This is a genomic window from Sphingobium sp. TA15 (genome assembly GCF_037101235.1).
Lineage (GTDB): Bacteria > Pseudomonadota > Alphaproteobacteria > Sphingomonadales > Sphingomonadaceae > Sphingobium > Sphingobium indicum.
Window position 1 is genome coordinate 3,081,619 of record NZ_AP025355.1, and the last position, 19,787, is coordinate 3,101,405.

The 19,787-nt window shown below is 67.5% G+C and carries 17 protein-coding genes; 6 read left to right on the forward strand and 11 right to left on the reverse strand.

The annotated features are described in order from the left end of the window. Positions 1–4: 4 nt before the first annotated feature. From bioD to mnmA, 10 genes are all read right to left on the reverse strand, one after another. Positions 5–619: a dethiobiotin synthase gene (gene bioD / locus Sj15T_RS15150; protein ID WP_013038907.1), complete on the reverse strand. Its 615-nt coding sequence runs from the start codon at positions 617–619 to the stop codon at positions 5–7. Further along, positions 616–1,740 carry an 8-amino-7-oxononanoate synthase gene (locus Sj15T_RS15155; RefSeq protein ID WP_013038908.1) on the reverse strand — a complete coding sequence of 375 codons (1,125 nt, stop codon included), beginning with the start codon at positions 1,738–1,740 and terminating at the stop codon, positions 616–618. The genes bioD and Sj15T_RS15155 overlap by 4 nt, the downstream gene beginning before the upstream one ends. A 238-nt stretch (positions 1,741–1,978) precedes the next feature. Beyond that, a complete protein-coding gene (locus tag Sj15T_RS15160) occupies positions 1,979–2,659 on the reverse strand; it encodes a DUF2490 domain-containing protein (protein ID WP_013038909.1) in 681 nt (226 codons plus the stop codon). Between the two features lie 111 nt (positions 2,660–2,770). Next, positions 2,771–4,717 (reverse strand): alpha/beta fold hydrolase, encoded by a 1,947-nt coding sequence (locus tag Sj15T_RS15165; protein WP_013038910.1) that lies wholly within the window; start codon positions 4,715–4,717, stop codon positions 2,771–2,773. A gap of 79 nt (positions 4,718–4,796) precedes the next feature. Next, positions 4,797–6,920: a sodium-translocating pyrophosphatase gene (locus Sj15T_RS15170; RefSeq protein ID WP_007687277.1), complete on the reverse strand. Its 2,124-nt coding sequence runs from the start codon at positions 6,918–6,920 to the stop codon at positions 4,797–4,799. Positions 6,921–7,150: 230 nt separating this feature from the next. After that, positions 7,151–8,065 carry a thiamine-phosphate kinase gene (gene thiL, locus Sj15T_RS15175; protein ID WP_013038911.1) on the reverse strand — a complete coding sequence of 305 codons (915 nt, stop codon included), beginning with the start codon at positions 8,063–8,065 and terminating at the stop codon, positions 7,151–7,153. Between the two features lie 120 nt (positions 8,066–8,185). After that, positions 8,186–8,632 carry a transcription antitermination factor NusB gene (gene nusB, locus Sj15T_RS15180; protein WP_007687279.1) on the reverse strand — a complete coding sequence of 149 codons (447 nt, stop codon included), beginning with the start codon at positions 8,630–8,632 and terminating at the stop codon, positions 8,186–8,188. 37 nt (positions 8,633–8,669) lie between these two features. Then, positions 8,670–9,959 (reverse strand): histidinol dehydrogenase, encoded by a 1,290-nt coding sequence (gene hisD / locus Sj15T_RS15185; protein ID WP_013038912.1) that lies wholly within the window; start codon positions 9,957–9,959, stop codon positions 8,670–8,672. Between the two features lie 42 nt (positions 9,960–10,001). Continuing rightward, positions 10,002–10,664, reverse strand: a complete 663-nt coding sequence (hisG, locus tag Sj15T_RS15190; protein ID WP_013038913.1) for an ATP phosphoribosyltransferase — start codon at positions 10,662–10,664, stop codon at positions 10,002–10,004. A gap of 132 nt (positions 10,665–10,796) precedes the next feature. Continuing rightward, on the reverse strand, positions 10,797–11,918 hold the full coding sequence (mnmA, locus tag Sj15T_RS15195; protein WP_013038914.1) for a tRNA 2-thiouridine(34) synthase MnmA: 1,122 nt from the start codon (positions 11,916–11,918) through the stop codon (positions 10,797–10,799). 124 nt (positions 11,919–12,042) lie between these two features. Between mnmA and Sj15T_RS15200 the strand changes: the two genes are divergently transcribed. The 3 genes from Sj15T_RS15200 to Sj15T_RS15210 all read left to right on the forward strand — a co-directional run bounded on the left by Sj15T_RS15200 (position 12,043) and on the right by Sj15T_RS15210 (position 13,158). Next, positions 12,043–12,339 carry a hypothetical protein gene (locus tag Sj15T_RS15200; protein ID WP_007687283.1) on the forward strand — a complete coding sequence of 99 codons (297 nt, stop codon included), beginning with the start codon at positions 12,043–12,045 and terminating at the stop codon, positions 12,337–12,339. Between the two features lie 106 nt (positions 12,340–12,445). Then, on the forward strand, positions 12,446–12,745 hold the full coding sequence (locus tag Sj15T_RS15205) for a DUF1153 domain-containing protein (RefSeq protein ID WP_007687284.1): 300 nt from the start codon (positions 12,446–12,448) through the stop codon (positions 12,743–12,745). A gap of 158 nt (positions 12,746–12,903) precedes the next feature. Then, positions 12,904–13,158: a GlsB/YeaQ/YmgE family stress response membrane protein gene (locus Sj15T_RS15210; RefSeq protein ID WP_007687288.1), complete on the forward strand. Its 255-nt coding sequence runs from the start codon at positions 12,904–12,906 to the stop codon at positions 13,156–13,158. 60 nt (positions 13,159–13,218) lie between these two features. Here Sj15T_RS15210 and Sj15T_RS15215 read toward each other — a convergent pair whose 3' ends face one another. Then, entirely contained in the window at positions 13,219–13,467 is a 249-nt protein-coding gene (locus Sj15T_RS15215) for a GlsB/YeaQ/YmgE family stress response membrane protein (protein ID WP_007687290.1), read from the reverse strand. 186 nt (positions 13,468–13,653) lie between these two features. Between Sj15T_RS15215 and Sj15T_RS15220 the strand changes: the two genes are divergently transcribed. The 3 genes from Sj15T_RS15220 (at position 13,654) to Sj15T_RS15230 (ending at position 19,424) form a co-directional block, all read left to right on the forward strand. Continuing rightward, complete coding sequence (locus Sj15T_RS15220) at positions 13,654–14,826, forward strand: efflux RND transporter periplasmic adaptor subunit (RefSeq protein WP_013038916.1); 1,173 nt, start codon at positions 13,654–13,656, stop codon at positions 14,824–14,826. A 52-nt stretch (positions 14,827–14,878) separates the two neighbouring features. Beyond that, entirely contained in the window at positions 14,879–18,037 is a 3,159-nt protein-coding gene (locus Sj15T_RS15225; RefSeq protein WP_013038917.1) for an efflux RND transporter permease subunit, read from the forward strand. Between the two features lie 124 nt (positions 18,038–18,161). Then, positions 18,162–19,424 (forward strand): DUF445 domain-containing protein, encoded by a 1,263-nt coding sequence (locus Sj15T_RS15230; RefSeq protein ID WP_013038918.1) that lies wholly within the window; start codon positions 18,162–18,164, stop codon positions 19,422–19,424. The last annotated feature ends 363 nt before the right edge of the window (positions 19,425–19,787 follow it).

Here is a 19,787-nt window from a genome sequence, read left to right on the forward strand (position 1 = left end):
GGCCTTAAGGCAGGCGGATCGAGGTCTTGAAGGCGGTTTTCAGAGTATCCGCATCCAGCGGATCGAGATGGGGCAGGCGGCCAAGACTGGGCACTTTCCCCAGCAGCGGAACGATCCGCTCATTCTCCTCATGCGGTTCGCCGATGAAGGCGATCCCGGCGACGGGTATGGCCCGCGCCCGCAGCGCCTCCAGGCTGAGCAGGCTGTGGTTGATCGTGCCCAGCCCCGTCCGGGCGCAGAGGATGACCGGCGCGCCCCAATGAGCGAACAGATCGATCATCAGCAGCGTTTCGCTGACCGGCACCATCAGGCCGCCCGCGCCCTCCACCACCAGCGGGCCGTCGACCTGCGGCAACGCCAACCGGTCCAGCGCGATCTCCACCCCATCGATCCGCGCCGCCAGATGGGGCGAGGCGGGGGTGGTCAGGCGATAGGCTTCGGGCAGGATATGCGAGGCGGGAAGGCCGGAGAGGGAGGCCACCCGTTCCTTGTCGCCTTCGGGGTCGACGCCCGCCTGCACCGGCTTCCAATAATAAGCGCCCAGCGCCCCGGCCAGGCCTGCGGCGAACACCGTCTTGCCGATGTCCGTGTCGGTGCCGGTGACGATGAAGACGCTCATGCCGTTACCCGGCGCAGCGCTTCGCCCAGGGCGGCGATGTCGGCGCGGCCGACATTCAGGGTGAGCGAGATGCGCAGGCGGCTGGTGCCCGGCGGCACGGTCGGCGGGCGGATGCCGCGCACGTCGAACCCTGCCTCCTGCAGGGCGGCGGCGGCGGCCATGGCGCGGCGATCCTCGCCCAATATGACCGGGATGATCTGGCTGCGCGGCGCGGGCAGGCCCAGCGGGGCGCAGATCGATTCGGCGGCGTCGACCTGAAGGGTCTTCAAGCGGGCGCGCAGGTCGCTCGCCTGTTCGATCCGGTCGAGCGCGGCGGACACCGCGACCGCCATTAGCGGCGAGGGCGCGGTGGAGAAGATGAAGGCCCGCGCCCGGTTGATCAGATAATCGATCAGCAGGCGCGGCCCGCAGATCAGCGCGCCCTCCACCCCCATCGCCTTGCCGCAGGTGTGCAGCGTCACGACATTGTGCAGCCCGTCGAGGCCCGCCGACAGGCCGCGCCCGGACGGGCCGAAGACGCCGGTGCCATGCGCTTCGTCCAGGATCAGCATGGCATCGTGCCGGGCCGCCAGCGTCGCCAGGTCGCCGAGCGGGGCCATGTCGCCGTCCATGGAATAGAGCGTCTCCACCGCGATCCAGACGCGGCCCTTGCCCCCCTCCTGCCGCCAGGCCGCGATCAGGTCGGCGAAGCTCTGCACGTCATTATGGCGGGCGAAGACCGCCGCCGCCTTCGACATGCGGATGCCGTCATGGACGCTGGCGTGGATCAGTTCGTCCGCGACGATCAGGTCGCCCCGCTGCGGCAGGGTGGAGAATAGCGCGAGATTGGCGGCGAAGCCGTTCGCCATGAACAGCGCGCCCTGGGTCTTGAAGAAGTCGGCGGCCTTCGCCTCCAGCCCCTCATGCTCCGGCGCGTTGCCGCGCAGCAGGCGCGATCCGCCCGAACCCACCGGCACGCCCCGCGCCACCGCGTCCGCCACCGCCTGCGCGACGATGGGGTCGGAAGCGAGGCCGAGATAGTCGTTGGAGGCGAAATCCCGCCCGGCCCGCGGCATCAGGCGGCGCAGGCGGCCGCGCTTCTCTAGCGCCGCCAGTTGCGAGCGGAAGGGTTCGCTGGTCATGGCGCGGCGTATAGGCTGGCGGGGGCGGGCTGGGCAAGTCTGGCGGGTTGGGGGGAGAGCGGACCTATCCTGTTCCCCCCATCGGGAGATGGGGAGGGTCGAAGAGAGGCACGTGACTCTCTTCGACGCCGCTGAAAGCGGTGGTGGAGGGGAAAGGGGGCACGCCCTGCGCATTTCCCCTCCACCATGCTTCGCATGGTCCCCCTCCCCACGCTGCGCGCAGGGAGGATTAGGTTGGTTAGAAGCTGAAGCCCAGCGAAAAGGACGCCACATGGTCGTTGCTGTCGTCGGCGTCCGGCCGAAAGCCGTGCTGGTGCAGATAGCCGATCTCCGCATTCACATTCTTCGCGATCGGGGTGGTGATGGCGATCAGGTTGCGCATCCGCTCCTCGCCCTGCACCCGCTGGAAATTGGTGGTGTTCAAGTCGATGAAGCTCTCATGGCTGAGCAGCAGCGCGGTTTTGCCGCCTTCCCGGAACGGCAGCACATATTTGACATAGGGGCGCAGCCGCCAGGCGGTGCCGTCGATCCCCTCGCGCCAGCGTTCCTCCAGCCGCAGTCGGGCGCTGAGCTGGCCGGGGCCGACCTTCACGATATTGTCGAAGGTCACCTGCTGGCGCCCGCGATGCTCCATGACCGCGAAGTCCCCGCCATTATAATTGGGATCGTGGGTGTAGCCCGCCCAGACCGTCACCTTCCCGCCGATCCTGTAGCCGATCAGCGAATTCATCTCGACCTCGTACAGCCCGTCGCGATCGTCGCTGAACCGGGCGACGACCTCTTGCGAAAAGCGCCAGCGATCGCTGAGCTTCACCGTCGCGCTGGCGGTGGTCCAAAGCTGTTCGTCCTCGTTGGCATGCGCCGCGGCGGGGGCGGCCAGCAGGGCGAGCGCGGGCAGCAGCTTGTGGATCGGTCGCATGATGTCATTCTCCCTCGCCATGGTGGCGGACGGGCGCGAACTATGACCGATGCGTTACAATCATGTGACTATATCATTTCTTATTTGTGACGCGCCCCTGCCCGTCATGGTTCAGGCGGGATTATGCTCCTTCAGAAAGGCGTCGAGGCGCTGGAGGAATTCCAGCCGGTCGGCCTGGCGGGAGAAGAAATGGTCGGCCAGCGGCTGTTCGACATAGATATAGTCGCGCCCGGCGACCTTGCCCGCCGCCTTCAACTTTTCCGCCATCTCGCGCGACTGGTTCACCTGCACCCGCCGATCCTTCTTGCCGTGCATCAGCAGGATGGGGGTGGAAAATTGGGCGGCGAAATGGATGGGGGAAACGGCGGCGAAATCGGGCGCCTGCTCCTTCAGCCAATCCTTGCGCCCGCCATGATTCAGGAAACGGCTGTCATAGCGCATCATGGCCGAAAGGTCCGACACGCCGGCATAGGACACGGCGCAGCGATAGCGCGCGCCGTCGCGTTGCGCGCCGCGCATCGCCGCATAGCCGCCATAGGAGGCGCCGACGATGCAGACCCGCTTCGCGTCGGCGATCCCCTTCTTCACCGCCCAGTCAACCGCGTCGTTGAGATCGTCCTGCATGGCAAGGCCCCATTGCCCCTCGCCCTTTTCCGCGAAGGCTGTGCCGTAGCCGGAAGAACCGCGATAATTGGGTTGCAGCACCGCATAGCCGCGATGGGCTAGGAACTGGGCCCACCAGTCCCATTCCTCGCTGTCGCGGGCGAAGGGGCCGCCATGCGGCATCAGGATCAGCGGCAGATCCTTCGCATCCCTGCCCGCCGGCAGGGTCAGCACCGCGGCGATCTCCAGCCCGTCGCGCGCCTTGTAGCGGATCGTCCTGACCGGCGAGAGATGGACCTTGGGACCGAATTTGTCGCTGATCTTCGCCAACATGCTCATCGCGCCGACGGCGGTGTCGTAATAATAATAGGTGCCCGGCTGGTCCGCGCCGCCGACATGCACGATCATGCGCTGCTGGTCCCGGCTGGTGGACACGATCCGGGCAGGCCGGCCTGTCCCCACCGCCTTGTCGATGTCGGCCTGGACCTTCGCCAGCCCCTCGTCGAACCAGTGCACGCCCGGCCCGTCCGCGGTATAGCGCACGCCCGCAAGGCCGGTGCCGGCGGTATCGCGTTCGATCCGGTCGATGTCGAAGCCCGGCGCGGCAAAGACCTTTCTGCCCAGTTCCAGCCTGCTCAGGTCATATTCGTACAGGGCGTCCGTGCCCTCATGATCGTCGCTGGCGATCGCCTTGCCCGGATCGGCGGTGAACAGCAGCGGCACGACCATGGATTCGTCGCGGCGGCGGTCTGCCCGGTCGATCATGCGGAAGCTGGACCGGCCATCGGCGCGATAGAGCAGCTTCGACGTGCGCGTCGCATCGTCATAGCCCACCCCCATGCGCACCGCGCCCGTCGCATCGGCATACCAGGACATGACGTTCTGGCGCGGCTGCACCACGGTGCGCAGCTTGCCGGTGGAAACGTCCACCTCGTCCACCTGAGGCCAGAAGCCGGCGGCATTGCTGTAGATCGACGTCTGATAGGCCAGCAGGATGCGCGGGCTGCCGTCCTGGGCGACCCATATGACGTCGTCGCCATTCTGCGCCGCGACATTCTTGGCCAGCATGTTGATCTTCGACCCGTCCCGCTTGATGCTGGCGACCCGGCTGATCGACCAGGGCATGCCCTGGACATTGGCCTCGCTGCCGATGCCCGCGATCAGCCAGTCGTCATTGACCCAGCGCCACCAGTTGAGGTCATGTTCCCCCAATGGCAGGGCATGAAGCCGGTCCGGTCCATCCGCGATGGCGGCGATCAGCAGCAGCAGTTCGCCATTGCGCGCCACCCTGGCGGCCAGGCGAGTCCCGTCGGGCGAGAGTTGCGGTTCCACCATCGCCGGCAGTTCGGCAAAGGCCTCTATCGGCCATTCCTTGGACGCGGGCGCCGTTTGCGCGCTGGCGGACAGGCAAAGCTGCGCGAGCGCGATGCCCGCGACGACAGAAAACCCCCTCAATCTTTCCCCCGTAAAATAATGGCCCCGCCTTTCTATAAGGCGGAGCCATTTCCCTGTCTTTCCCTTTTTTACCGGGGTGTTACGCGCCGTGCGCCAGCGCCGCCAGCAGCAGCAGGGCGACGATGTTGGTGATCTTGATCATCGGATTCACCGCCGGTCCCGCCGTGTCCTTGTAGGGATCGCCGACCGTGTCGCCGGTCACGGCCGCCTTATGGGCTTCGCTGCCCTTGCCGCCATGATGGCCGTCCTCGATATACTTCTTCGCATTGTCCCACGCGCCGCCGCCGGAGGTCATGGACAGCGCCACGAACAGGCCGGAGACGATGACGCCCAGCAGCAGCGCGCCCAGCGCCGCGAAGCCGTTGGGCGTGCCCGCCACGGCGGAGATCGCGAAATAGACGACGATCGGCGCCAGCACGGGAAGCAGGCTGGGCACGATCATCTCCTTGATCGCGGCGCGGGTGACCAGGTCCACCGTGCGGGCGTAATTGGGCCGCGACGTGCCCTCCATGATGCCCTTGTTGGTGGCGAACTGCTCGCGCACGTCCTTGACCACGTCGCCCGCCGCCCGTCCAACGGCGGTCATGCCCATCGCGCCGAACAGATAGGGCAGCAGCGCCCCCAGCAGCAGGCCGACGATGACATAGGGGTTGGAGAGGCTGAAATCGACCGGCTCGGTCAGGCCGAGAGCCGAGTTGTAGAATTTCAGATCCTCCGTATAGGCGCCGAACAGCACCAGCGCGGCCAGGCCCGCCGATCCGATGGCATAGCCCTTCGTCACCGCCTTGGTGGTGTTGCCCACCGCGTCGAGCGCGTCGGTCTTGACCCGGACGCTGTCGTCCAGATGGGACATTTCCGCGATGCCGCCCGCATTGTCGGTGACGGGGCCATAGGCGTCCAGCGCCACGACCATGCCCGCCAGCGCCAGCATGGCGGTCGCGGCGAAGGCGATGCCGATCAGGCCCGCCAGTTGATGGGCGACGATGATGCCCGCCACGATCACCAGCGTCGGCAAAGCGGTGGCCTCCAGGCTGACGGCCAGCCCCTGGATGACGTTGGTGCCATGGCCGGTTTCCGAAGCGCGGGCGATGCTGCGCACCGGGCGGTAGTTGGTGCCGGTATAATATTCGGTGATCCAGACGATCAGGCCCGTGACCGCCAGGCCGACCATCATCGCCCAGAAGAGGGCCATGCCGGTATAGCCGCCCGCCCCGTCCAGATCGGCGCCGAAACGGGCGTCGAGGTCGCCCAGGGCGAAGCGCGTCACGGCATAGAGGGCCGGGATGGACAGGATCGCGGTGGTCCAGAAGCCCTTGTAGAGCGCGCCCATGATCGACTGGCTCGCGCCCAGCCGCACCATATAGGTGCCGATGATGGAGGTGATGATGCACACGCCGCCGACGATCAGCGGCAGCGACATCAGGCGCATCAGGAAGGCGTTGTCGACGCCCGTCACCAGCAGCGCGGTCAGCACCATGGTCGCGCCCACCGTCACCACATAGGTTTCGAACAGGTCGGCGGCCATCCCCGCGCAGTCGCCGACATTGTCGCCGACATTGTCCGCGATGACGGCGGGGTTGCGCGGGTCATCCTCCGGAATGCCCGCCTCCACCTTGCCGACCAGGTCAGCGCCGACGTCGGCCGCCTTGGTGAAGATGCCGCCGCCCAGACGGGCGAAGATGGAGATGAGGCTGGCGCCGAAAGCCAGCGCGACGAGGGAGTCGATCACGATCCGGTCGTCGGGCGCATGGCCCGCCGGTCCGGTCAGATACCAGAAGAAGACGCTGATCGCGAGCAGGGCCAGCCCCGCCACCAGCATGCCGGTGATCGCGCCCGCCCGGAAGGCGACGGTCAGTCCGCTTTGCAGCGTGCCGCGCGCGGCCTCCGCCGTGCGGACGTTCGCGCGCACGGAGATGTTCATGCCGATGAAGCCCGCCGCGCCCGACAGGATCGCCCCGATCAGGAAGCCGACCGCCGACGTCGCGCCCAGGAAGAAGAAGACCAGCGCCGCGACGACGACGCCGACCACGGCGATGGTGGCATATTGGCGGCTGAGATAGGCCTTCGCCCCCTCCTGTATCGCGCCGGCGATCTGTTGCATGGTTTCATTGCCGGCGGACGCCGCCAGCACCTGTCGACTGGTGAACAGGCCGTAGAGCACGGCCAGCAGGCCGCACCCTATGGCAATCGTGACAATCTGCATGGATGTTCCTCTCCCCCTGTCATGTCTGTCATCGGCCGCTCCGCAGGGAATGACGGGCGGGCGAAGGGCGTAGGGGCGGGCGGCCGGAACATGCGCTTCCGGCTTCGGGCACCGCGTCGATCAGCATCGTAGCTCACGCATGTCATGCGGTCCTACCGGGCTGAGAAAGGTCGGGGGGTGAAGCTACAGGGCGGACGGGCTGCGTCAACCCGTTACGATATTAAGCCAAATCAGCCATGTTCCCAGCCGAGCCGGTCCGGCAGCGGGATCGCCACGCCGTCGATCTTCAGCGTCAGCCCCCCGCCCTTGGCGAAGCGGCCGACGGGGATGGCGCGCACGGGCGGCTTGACCGCGGCGGGCAGGGCGAAGAGCAGTTCATAATCGTCCCCGGCCCGCGCCGCCGCGATCTGGACCGCGTTGCTGGCGCCCCGCGTGGCCTCCAGCGCGGGGGAGAGGGGGATATGGTCGATGGTGACCGCCAGCCCGCTTGCCTCCGCCATGCGGGCGGCGTCGATCAGCAGGCCGTCCGACACGTCCATCATCGCATGGACGTGCGGCGCGAGCAGCGCCCCTTCGGCCAGGCGCGGGCGCGGGCGGCGATAGGCGTCGACCAGCGGGCCGGATGCGCGGGGCATGGTTTGCAGCAGCTCCAGGCCGATGCCCGCATCGCCCACCGGGCCGGTCAGATAGAGCCTGTCCCCCGCCTTCGCGCCGCCGCGCAGGGGGACGGGGCCGGTCGCTTCGCCCAGCGCGGTCAGGCTGTAGCTGCGCGGCGCGCCACGCGGCATCTGCACCGTGTCGCCGCCCAGCAAAGGCATGGCGTGACGCGCCAGCGCCTCGCCCAGCCCTTCGAGGAAGGCGGCGTCCCAGGATTCATCGCCGGACAGCGCATAGTTGAGCAGGCAACCGAGCGGCTTCGCGCCCTTGGCCGCAAGGTCGGAGAGGTTCACGGCGGCGAGCTTCCAGCCGATGTCGGCGGGCGGATCGGCGGGGAGATGATGCACCCCCTCCACCATCGTGTCGCTGGTCAGGATCAGCCGGGCGCCGCCGACTTCCAGCACCGCCACATCGTCCCGCAGGCCCTGAGCGGCGGGGTCGTTCGCCAGCAGGCGGAGCAGGGTCAGGAAACGGGATTCAGCGGACATGGCGCCACCGCCCCTCTTTAGCGTTCCGTGCTCCTGCGCAGGCAGGAGCCCAGTTCAGACGGTGGGTCTGGGCTCCTGCCTGCGCAGGAGCACATTGTTCTGTCGAGGATAGAACAGCCCCTATTTCCGCACATCCTTCGCCACCGCGTCCAGCAGGCCGTTGACGAAGCCCGCCTCGCGCTTGTCGTAGAAGGCGTGGGCGACGTCGACATATTCGCTGATCGCGGTGCCGGTCGCCACATCCTTGCGGGCGAGCAGTTCATAGGTGCCTGCGCGCAAAATCTGCCGCATCGGCTTGTCGAGCCGCTCCAGGCTCCACCCCTTGGAGAGGCGCGCCACGATCAGCGCGTCGATCTCCTCGCGGCGGCGGTCCACGCCCTGCACGACATCGTCGAAGAAGCTCTCCTCCGCCTGCGCATAGGTCACGTCTTCGATGGTCGCGCCCAGGCGGTGCTGGTGGAATTCATGCAGCAGCAGGTGGAGCGGCGTGCCCTCCATCTCCAGCTGGTACAGCGCCTGGACCGCGGCGAGGCGCGCGGCGGAGCGGGATTTGGAGCGGTCGTTCATCGGGATTCCCTATAGCCGTTCGGGCGGTTTGAACGAGTCATTTCAATCTCAAGGCGACCGAAGCCGCATGGGCAGGAAGCCCCTCCGCCTCCGCCAGCGCGACGGCGGCGGGGCCGATGGCGTCGATGGCGCGCCGGTCGAGGCTGAGGAAGCTGGTGCGCTTCATGAAGTCCAGCACCGACAGGCCCGAAGAGAAGCGCGCCCGGCGGCCGGTCGGCAGCACATGGTTTGGCCCGGCGACATAATCGCCCACCGCCTCCGGCGTCATCCGGCCCAGGAAGACGGACCCGGCGTGGCGCACCTGCGCGAACAGGGCGTCGGGATCGTCCACGGCCAGTTCCAGATGCTCGGCGGCCAGGCGGTCGACCAGCGGCATGGCTTCGTCCAGGTCGCGCACGACGATGATCGCGCCGTTGGCGTTCCAGCTCGTCGTCGCCACCGCCTGCGTCGACAGCAGCGGCAGGCGCCGGTCCACCGCCGCCGCGACCGCATCGGCGAAGGCCGCGTCGTCGGTGAAGAGGATGGACTGGCTGGTCGGGTCATGTTCCGACTGGCTGAGCAGGTCGGCGGCGATCCAGTCGGGATCGTTCCTACCGTCCGCGACCACGACGATCTCCGACGGGCCCGCCACCATGTCGATGCCGACCACGCCGTAAAGCTGGCGCTTCGCCTCCGCCACCCAGGCATTGCCGGGGCCGGTGATGACGTCGACCGGCCTGATCCGGTCCGTGCCATAGGCGAGCGCGGCCACCGCCTGCGCCCCGCCGACACGCCAGATTTCCTCGATCCCCGCGATGGCGGCGGCGGCGAGCACCAGCGGATTGATCTCGCCATCGGGGGTCGGCGTGACCATGGCGATGCGCCGGACGCCCGCGACCCTGGCGGGGATCACGTTCATCAGCAGCGAACTGGGATAGGCGGCGCGGCCGCCGGGCACGTACAGCCCCGCCGCGTCCACCGCGCTCCAGCGCGCACCCAGACGCGCGCCCGCCGCGTCGACGCTGTCGCTGTCCTGCGGCTTCTGCTTTTCATGATAGGCCGCGATGCGCGCCGCCGCGAGTTCCAGCGCGCCGCGCAATTCGGTGGAGATGCTCTCCAGCGCCTTGCGGCATTGAGCAGGCTCCACCGCCCAGCCGCTGACGTCCAGGTCGTGCCGGTCGAAGCGGCTGGTATAATCGGCCAGCGCCGCGTCGCCCTCTGCGCGGACGCGCTTCAGGATCGCGGCGACGTCGCGGGATACATCCTCGTCGGCTTCGCGCCGGGCGTCGACCAGGGCGGCGAAGGCGGCGGCGAAGTCGCTGTCGGTGGTGGAAAGGCGGAAGGTCATGACATTTGTCCCCCCTCCCGCCTGCGGGAGGGGCTTATGAAGTCAAGCTGCATCCTTGCCCCCCACGGCCCTGCGGAAGGCCTCCACCAGCGGCACCAGTTCGGCCGAGCGCATCTTGTAGGCGGCGCGATTGACGATCAGCCGCGCCGACACAGCCATGATGACGTTGGTCTCCACCAGCCCGTTGGCCTTCAGCGTCGCGCCGGAGGACACAAGGTCGACGATCCGCCGCGACAGGCCCAGCGACGGCGCCAGTTCCATCGCGCCGTTCAGCTTCACGCATTCGGCCTGGATGCCCCGCGCCTCATAATATTTGCGGGTAAGGTAGGGATATTTGGTCGCGACCCGGACGTGGCTCATCGCCGCCTCATCCTCATCCGCCAAGCCTTCGGGTTCGGCGACCGACAGGCGGCAATGGCCCATGTCGAGGTCCACCGGCGCGTAGATTTCGGAATAATCGAACTCTTCCAGCACGTCCGATCCGACGATGCCGATCTGCGCCGCGCCATGCGCCACGAAGGTCGCCACGTCGAAGGCGCGCACGCGGATGATCGACACGTCCGGCCGGTTGGTGGCGAAGCGCAGGGCGCGGCTTTTCTTGTCGTGAAACTCCGCCTCCGGCTCGATACCGGCCTGGGCGAGCAGGGGCAGCGCCTCATCGAGGATGCGCCCCTTGGGAATGGCGAAGGTGAGCGGACGAGTCATGACGCGCGGGCCTTACTTGGCGGGGCGGGAAAGGGCAAGGTGGGGGCTCATGATCCGTGTTCCTGCGAAGGCAGGAACCCAGTTCAGACGGTGGGACTGGGTTCCTGCCTTCGCAGGAACACATAAGGCTTTCTACGCCGCCTCCGCCAGCGCCGCCTCGGTCGCCGCGATCCAGCCGCCGCCCAGCACCCGGTCGCCCGCATAGAGCACCGCCGCCTGCCCCGGCGCGACGCCATATTCGGGCGCGTCGAAGACCAGCCGGTCCCCCTCCAGCCGGGCGGGCACGGGTTTCGCCATGGAGCGGACCTTGGCCGTCAAGGGTCCGGCAAAATCCCCGCCCAGCCAGTTGATGTCGCTCAGCCGCGCCGCCGACACCGCCAGCGCCGCCTTCGGCCCGACGATCACGCGGCGCGCCTCCGCGTCCAGCCGCACGACGTAGAGCGGCTCGGCCTGGCCGCCGATCTCCAGACCTTTGCGCTGGCCGACGGTATAGTGGATCATCCCCTTGTGGGTGCCCATCAGGCGGCCGTCGATATGGACGATGTCGCCGCCCTCGTCCGCGTCGGGGCGCAGCTTGCGCACGATCTTCGCATAGTCGCCGTCGGGCACGAAGCAGATGTCCTGGCTGTCCGGCTTCAAGGCGACCGACAGGCCCAGTTCCGCCGCGATCTCCCGCACCTGCGGCTTGGGCAGGCCGCCCAGCGGGAAGCGCAGATAGTCCAACTGCGCCTGGGTCGTGGCGAAGAGGAAATAGCTCTGGTCCCGCGCCGAGTCGGCGGCGCGGTGCAGTTCGGCGCCCTGCGGCCCTTCCACCCGGCGAACATAATGGCCGGTGGCCAGGCAGTCGGCCCCCAGGTCGCGCGCGATCTGGAACAGGTCGGTGAACTTCACCCCCATATTGCATTTCACGCAGGGAATGGGGGTGCGCCCGGCCATATATTCGTCGGCGAAGTCGGCGATCACCGAATCCCGGAACCGGCTTTCATAATCGAAGACATAATGGGCGATGCCGATGCGATCGGCGACCGCCCGCGCATCGCGTATGTCCTGCCCGGCGCAGCAGCTTCCCGTGCGGCCCACCGCCGCGCCATGATCGTAAAGCTGGAGCGTCACGCCGATGGTTTCCGCCCCGGTGCGCGCCGCGAGCGCGGCGACGACGCTGCTGTCCACGCCGCCCGACATGGCGACGACGATGCGCCGCGCATCGGGCGGAGCCTTCAGATCGAACTGGGCAGGCTGAAAAGGGGGCTGCATGGGCGCGCATATAGTCGTCCCGATCCCCGTCCACCAGACGGATTCAACGCTTTGTCGCATCCCTCCGCCATTTCGGGGTCCAAATTTACCGGACCTTATCCTTTGCTCCGTAAACCCTCCTCCCATGGATCTGGGATTCCTTCGGACGAGCGGGCTCAAGGCCGGCTTCGTCAAGCCTTCGGGCCGGCGGCGCGTGCCGGTCTGGCCGTCCTTGCGGGCCGCTTCGGCGGCGGCGCAGGCGGCCAGCCCCACCGCGCTGGCGGTCGCGGGCGTCCTGCGGGGGCAGGAAATCGAAGGGGACTGGGTCCAGGAACTGGCCGATATCCTCGCGCCACGTTCCGGCGGCAATATCGAGGCCGTGGGGCTCGCGGGCAGCTTCAACCCGTTGATCGCGAACCTTTTAAAAGTGGGACAAGGATGATGAAGGGGGCGTTTACCGTGGCGCTTTAGGGCCTGTTCAGGGCTTGAAGCGCAAACAGGGAACACTGCTGAAATCGGCAACGCCAGTGCCGCTATTGAGGGTGATAATGATCGAAAACCAGAAAATCAGACCTGCACAGGTCGTCGGGCCGCTAGGAGAACCCCTGACTCTGGAAAGCCTGCCGCCTGTCGACACCACGCGCTGGGTCGTGCGTCGCAAGGCGGAGGTCGTGGCGGCCGTGAATGGCGGCCTGCTGACCGTGGACGAAGCCTGCGCCCGCTATTCGCTGACGCTCGAGGAATTTGCGAGCTGGCAGCGCGCCGTCGACCGTTCGGGCATGCATGGCCTGCGCGTGACGCGCATCCAATATTACAAGTCCCTCTACGAACGGCAGCAGAAATACTGATCAACCGTTTCAGCAATGAAGGGTCGCACAGGAGAGCCGCCGGACATGACGTCCGGCGGCTCTCTTCTTTGTCAAGAGCGAAAGGGAACGTAACGCCGACTTCTCCGTTGAACAGATCAGCCCACCCGAAAGGGGCTATGGTCCAAGGAGAGTAAGAAATGGGCATCATCTTGTGGCTCGTCGTCGGCGGCATCATCGGCTGGCTCGCCAGCATGGTCATGCGGACCGACGCACAGCAGGGAATCCTGCTCAACATCGTCGTCGGCATTGTCGGCGCGTTCGTCGGCGGCCTGATCTTCAGCGGCGGTTCGATCAATGACGGCCTGACGCTCTACAGCTTCCTGGTGTCGCTGGTCGGCGCCATCATATTGCTGGCGATCGTCAACCTGGTTCGGCGCGGTTCGGTTCGCTGAACAGCAGCATGGGCGAGCAAAAGGGCCGTGCCCGGTAAGGGCGCGGCCCTTTTTCATGCCTCAGCCGCGCCGGGCGAAGAAGCGGTACAGCGCCAGCACGCCGATCGACCCCAGCACCGCCGCGATGAAGCTCGCCCGCTCTCCGGGGGCATAGACGCCCAGCAGCCGCCCGACATAGCCCGCCAGCAGCGCGCCGGCGATGCCCAGCAATATGGTGAGGACGCAGCCTCCCGGATCGCGCCCGGGCATGACCAGCCGCGCGATGGCGCCCGCGAACAGGCCGACCATTATCCATCCGAGCAATTCCATCGCCGCCCTCCGCCCGCTATACCGGCCATAGCGCCATAGTCGGGCCGTTTTGGCAAGGGCCCGCATCGGCGGGGCAAGGGCTTTGCGTCCCTCCGCGCCGCCGTGACGAAGGGGGCTTGAGCCGGGTGATGTATTCATATAATACAGCAACCCGAACGGCGCCTATGGCCGAAAGATGGGTTCAGGATGAATTACGAAACTTCGTTGGTCGGCGATGCTCCGGCAAATGTCCTTGGCGAGCAGGAGGAGCGCTCCGTCTGGCGCCGCCGGCTGACGATCGGCGCCGTGGTCGCGATCGTGCTGATCGCCGTCGCCACCTGGGTCGGGATGCGCGGCAACGGCGCCGACGCGCCCGCCAATGCGGCGCAGGCGCCGGTCGTGACGGTGATCAGCCCCGGCCGGTCGACCGTGTCGAACACCGTCAGCGCCACCGGGTCGCTCGCGGCGCGGGTGGAGATGCCGGTGGGCGTGGTCGGCGAAGGCGGCGCGGTGACGCGGGTGCTGGTGCAGCCGGGCGACTGGGTGCGCGCCGGGCAGGTGCTGGCGACCGTCGAGCGTTCCGTCCAGACCGAGCAGATCCGCTCCCTCGCCGCGCAGGTGGAGGTCGCGCGCGCCGACGCCAAGCTGGCGCAGGCCCAGCTCGACCGCGCCAAGTCGCTGGTCTCGCGCGGCTTCATCAGCCAGGCCGACATCGACCAGCGCACCGCCACCCGCGACGCGGCCAATGCGCGCGTGAACGTGGCCGCCGCGCAACTGGCCGAGCAGCGCGCCCGCACCGGCCGGCTCGACATCCGCGCCCCTGCCGCCGGGCTGGTGCTGACCCGCGCCGTGGAACCCGGCCAGATCGTGAGCGCGGGCAGCGCCGTGCTGTTCCGCATGGCCAAGGGCGGGGAGATGGAGATGCTGGCCCAGGTCAGCGAGGGCGACCTGGCCGCGATCCGTCCGGGCAACAGCGCCACCGTGACCCCGGTCGGCGGCACGGCGCAATTTGCCGGACGCATCTGGCAGGTGTCGCCGGTGGTCGACAACCAGACCCGCCAGGGCATAGCCCGCATCGCTATCCCCTATGATCCCGCGATCCGTCCGGGCGGCTTCGCCTCCGCCGCGATCGTCAGCGGCAGCGGCTCCGCGCCGATGCTGCCGGAATCGGCGGTGCAGAGCGACGAGAAGGGCAATTTCGTCTATGTCGTCAACGGCCGGAACGAAGTGCAGCGGCGCGACGTCAAGATCGGCCAGGTGACCGATGCGGGCGTGTCGATCCTGAACGGCCTCAACGGCGATGAACGCATCGTGGCTTCGGCCGGCGCCTTCCTGACGCCGGGGCAGAAGGTGAAGCCGGAAGCCGGCAAGTCGAAATGAAGCCGCGGAACGCGCCCATCCGGCGCTTCCACCGGCAGGCGAGGAAGCCGTCATGAGTTTTCGCAATATCTCCGCCTGGGCCATCCGCAACCCGGTGCCGCCGATCGTGCTGTTCGTCGCGCTGCTGCTGGCCGGGCTGGTCAGCTTCAGCCGGATGGACGTCAACCAGAATCCCGACGTCAGCTTCCCCATGGCCAGCGTCGTCGTGCGCCAGCCCGGCGCCGCGCCGACCGAGCTGGAAACGCAGGTGACGCAGCGCGTCGAAGCCGCCGTGCGCGGCATCAGCGGCGTGGACGAGATCACGTCCTGGGTATCGGAAGGCCAGTCCAACACCAATGTGCAGTTCCAGATCGGAACGCCCGTCGACCGCGCCGTCAACGATGTGAAGAACGCCGTCGACCAGATCCGCAGCGACCTGCCAGAGGGAATATTGGAGCCGCAGGTCAGCCGCGTCGACATCGACGGCGGGCCGATCGCCTATTTCAGCGCCGAAGCGACCGACATGACGCTGGAGGAGCTGTCCTGGTATGTCGACAATACGGTGGCGAAGCGGCTGCTGGCCGTGCCGGGCATGGCGGCGGTCAAGCGCGGCGGCGGCGTTTCCCGCGAGATCCGCGTCATCCTGGACCCCACCAAGCTGCAATCGCACGGCATCACCGCCAGCCAGGTCAACCAGCAGCTCCAGCAGGTGAACCTAAACGCGGCGGGCGGCCGGACCGAGATCGCCGGCGCCGAACAGGCGATCCGCGTGCTCGGCAACGCCCGCGACGCCTATGCGCTGGGCCAGACCCAGATCGCCATTTCCGGCGGCCGCACCGTCAAGCTGGCCGACCTGGCCGACGTGCGCGACATGTATGCCGAACAGCGTTCGCTGTCCCTGATGAACGGGCGGCAGGTGACCAGTTTCAGCATGGAAAAGGCCAAGGGGTCGTCCGACGTCACCGTGTTCGACGAGGCGATGAAGGTTCTGGACCAGCTTCGGAAGGAAAATCCGAAGGTCCAGTACAAGCAGCTCTACACCAGCGTCGAATATACCAAGGGCCAGTATCACAGCGCCATGCAGGCGATGATCGAGGGCGCGGTGCTGGCCGTGGTCGTCGTCTTCCTGTTCCTGCGCGACTGGCGCGCGACCATGATTTCCGCGCTGGCCATTCCGCTGTCCGCGATTCCGGCCTTCTGGTTCATGGACATGATGGGCTTCACGCTGAACGGCATCTCGCTGCTGGCATTGAGCCTGGTCGCGGGCGTGCTGGTCGACGACGCCATCGTGGAGATCGAGAATATCGTGCGCCACATGCGCATGGGCAAAAGCGCCTATCAGGCCTCCATCGACGCCGCCGACGAGATCGGCCTCGCCGTGCTGGCGACCACCATGGCGATCGTCGCGGTGTTCCTGCCCGTCGCGCTGATGCCGGGCATTTCGGGCCAGTTCTTCATCCAGTTCGGCATGACCGTGGTGGTCGCCGTGCTGCTCAGCCTGGCCGTGGCGCGCCTGATCACGCCGATGATCGCGGCCTATTTCCTGAAGGCGCATGGTCAGGAAAGCCATGGCGAAGGCTGGATGATGGACGCCTATATGGCGGTGCTGCGCTGGTCGCTGGACGAGCGCAAGGCCATCGCCCATCGCGCGCGGGGCGGCATGGCCCGCTTCACCGCCTGGCTGCGCGACCATCGCATCTGGACGATGGGCATGGGCTTCCTGGCCTTCGTCGCCACGATCTTCGCCTTCGGCACGCTGCCCATGTCGTTCCAGCCGACGATCGACACCGATTTCAGCCAGGTGAAGATCGAAACCGTGCCCGGCAGCACGTTGCAGCAGACGACGGCGATCACGCGCAAGGTGGCCGACATGCTGGCCGCCGACAAGGACATGGTGGAGGCCGCCTTTGCCGACATCCAGACCACAGGGGCCGACATCTTCCTGACGCTCAAGAAGGACCGGCCGATCTCCTCCGTCCAGTGGGAGCGCAAGATCGCGCCCCAATTCCAGCAGGTGGCCGACGCCCGCGTCAATTTCCAGTCGCAGTCGGGCGGCGGCTTCGGCCGCGACATCATCATCATGTTCGGCAGCGACGATCCGGCGAAGCTGGAACAGACCGCCAACAAGCTGGTGGCGGAAATGGCCGGCATCCATGAAATCCGCGCGCCGCGGGTCGCGGGCGACATGAACCGGCCGGAAATCGTCATCAAGCCGCGCTTCGACCTGGCCGCCAGCCTGGGCGTCACCACCGCCGCGCTCAGCCAGACGATCCGCGTCGCGACAATCGGCGACATCGACCAGAACAGCGCCAAATTCTCCCTGTCCGACCGGCAGATCCCAATCCGCGTGGCGGTGGCGGAAAACAGCCGGCGCGATCTGGCGACGATCCAGAACATGCCGGTGCCCACGGTCAACGGCGGTTCCGTGCCGCTGAAGGTCGTGGCCGACATCGAATTCGGCGCCGGGCCGACGCAGATCCGCCGTTACAACCAGATCCGCCGCATCGTCGTGGGCGCGGACCTGGCGCCGGGCATCGTCACCAGCCAGGCCATGGCCAAGATCGACGCCCTGCCGACCATGAAGGCCATCGCCGCCGGCAAGATACTGGGCGTGCAGAAGCTGAACACCGGCGACAGCAAGTGGCAGGCGGAGATGATCCAGAATTTCGTCATCGCCGTCATTTCCGGCATCATGCTGGTGCTGGCGGTGCTGACGCTGCTCTACAAGCGGCTGATGCCGCCCTTCGTCAACCTGGGGTCGCTGCTGCTGGCGCCGTTGGGCGGGGCGCTGGCGCTGCACCTGACCGGCAATCCGGTGTCGATGCCGGTGCTGATCGGGCTGCTGATGCTGCTGGGCATCGTCGCCAAGAACTCCATCCTCGTCATCGACTTCGCGCTGGAGGAGATGGGCAAGGGCGTGCCGAAGCTGGAGGCGATCATCGACGCCGGGCACAAGCGCGCCCAGCCCATCGTCATGACCACCGTGGCGATGGTGGCGGGCATGGTGCCGACCGCCCTGTCGCTGGGCGGCGACGGCGCATGGCGGGCCCCGATGGGCATCACCGTGATCGGCGGCCTGATCCTGTCAACCGTGCTGACGCTGGTGATCGTGCCCGCGACCTTCAGCCTGGCGCTGGGGATAGAGGAATGGGTCGGCCCGCGCCTGGGCCGCCGCCTGCTGACCTACAAGCCGGGGGACGACCGCGCCGGAGCCGCGCAACCGGCGGAATAGGAAGGCGGACCTGTCCGATTCCTCCCCATCGAGAGATGGGGAGGATTTTGAAAGCCATCCCGCCGCACCCCACCGAAAAGAAGCGCTTGCCTGAACGAAACGGCGGCGTAACCGTTGGCTGGTCATGAAGATGCTCGCCCCGCCCCGTCCCGCCGCCAGCCCCGTCCATCCGGCGCGGCGCATGCGGATTGCGGCGACGGGCATGCTGATCGCGATGGCGGCGCTGTTCCTGGCGGCGCGGGCGACGGTCCACCTCCACCCCGCCGTCGGCTTCGTCCAGGCCTTTGCCGAGGCGGCGATGGTCGGCGGGCTGGCCGACTGGTTCGCCGTCACCGCCCTGTTCCGCCATCCGCTGGGCCTGCCCATCCCGCACACCGCGATCATCCCGCGCAACAAGGACCGGATCGGCGACACGCTCGCCCTGTTCCTGCGCGACAATTTCCTGACCCCCGCCGTGGTGGCGCGGCGGATGCAGCGGCTGGACATGGCGGCGGCGGCCGGGCGCTTCCTCGCCAGCCCCTCCGGCGGCGACGGGCGGCTGCGGGAGGGCGCGTCCCGCCTGGCCGCCGACATATTGGAGGCGCTGGACCAGGAACGGCTGGGCGGCATGGTGAAGGGCGCCATCGCGCAAAGGCTGCGCGCCATGAACCTCGCGCCGCTGATCGGCCAGGCGCTGGAGGCGGCGATGCGCGACGGCCGCCATGCGCCGGTCATGGACGGCATCATCCTGTGGGCGGACAGGACATTGGAGGCCAACGACCATCTGATCCGCCAGATGGTGCACGACCGTTCCGGCAAGATTTTGCGCTGGACCGGCCTGGACGAGAATCTGTCCAACGCGATCATTGACGGGCTGCGCAAGCTGCTGGCGGACATGGCGCAGGACCCCGGCCACAGCCTGCGCCTGAAGGCGGAGGAGGGGCTGGCGAAGCTCGCCGCCGACCTGCAATTCGACCTGGAGATGCAGGCCCGCGTGGCGCGCATCCGCGACGAGATCGTCGACAATCCGGCGATGCAGCGCTGGATCGACGGCCTGTGGGAGCAGGCGCGGAGCGGCCTGCTGCGGGCGGTGCGCGATCCCGGCAAGGCGATGGCGGGGCGGCTGGGGGAGGCGCTGCACCAGCTTGGCGCGACCCTGCAGCGGGACGCCCGGCTGCGCTTCCTCATCAACCGCTTCGCGCGCCGCGCCGCCGTGGGGGCGACCGCGGCCTATGGCGATTCCATCGTCAAGCTGGTCAGCGAAACGGTGCGCGGATGGGATGCGGGCACCGTCACCAGCCGGCTGGAACATGCGGTCGGGCGCGACCTGCAATATATCCGCGTCAACGGGACGCTGGTGGGCGGGCTGGTGGGGCTCGCCATCCATGCGGTGGATACGCTGCTTTAGGGTGTGCGGGGATTCAGCCCATGGCGGGCTGCAAATAGCGGCTTTCTGCGCTTCCGGTGCTCACGTACTGAAGTACGCTCCGCGCCGGTTCTCGAATTCCACTATTTTCGCCGCGCCCTGAACTGAATCCCCACACACCCTAGGATAAGCGGGATTGGGCCATGAGCGGACATTAATTCCTCCCTACGCGAAGCGTGGGGAGGGGGACCGCTCGCGAAGCGAGTGGTGGAGGGGAAATTCGGAGGTCGTGCCCCATTCCCCTCCACCAGCCTTCGGGTAGTGTGCGTGAAGTTCTGCAAAATCGCTTGAGGAGCGAGGCGGTCATGGCAGGCTGGTGATGTTCAACGTCACCGAGGAGACCCG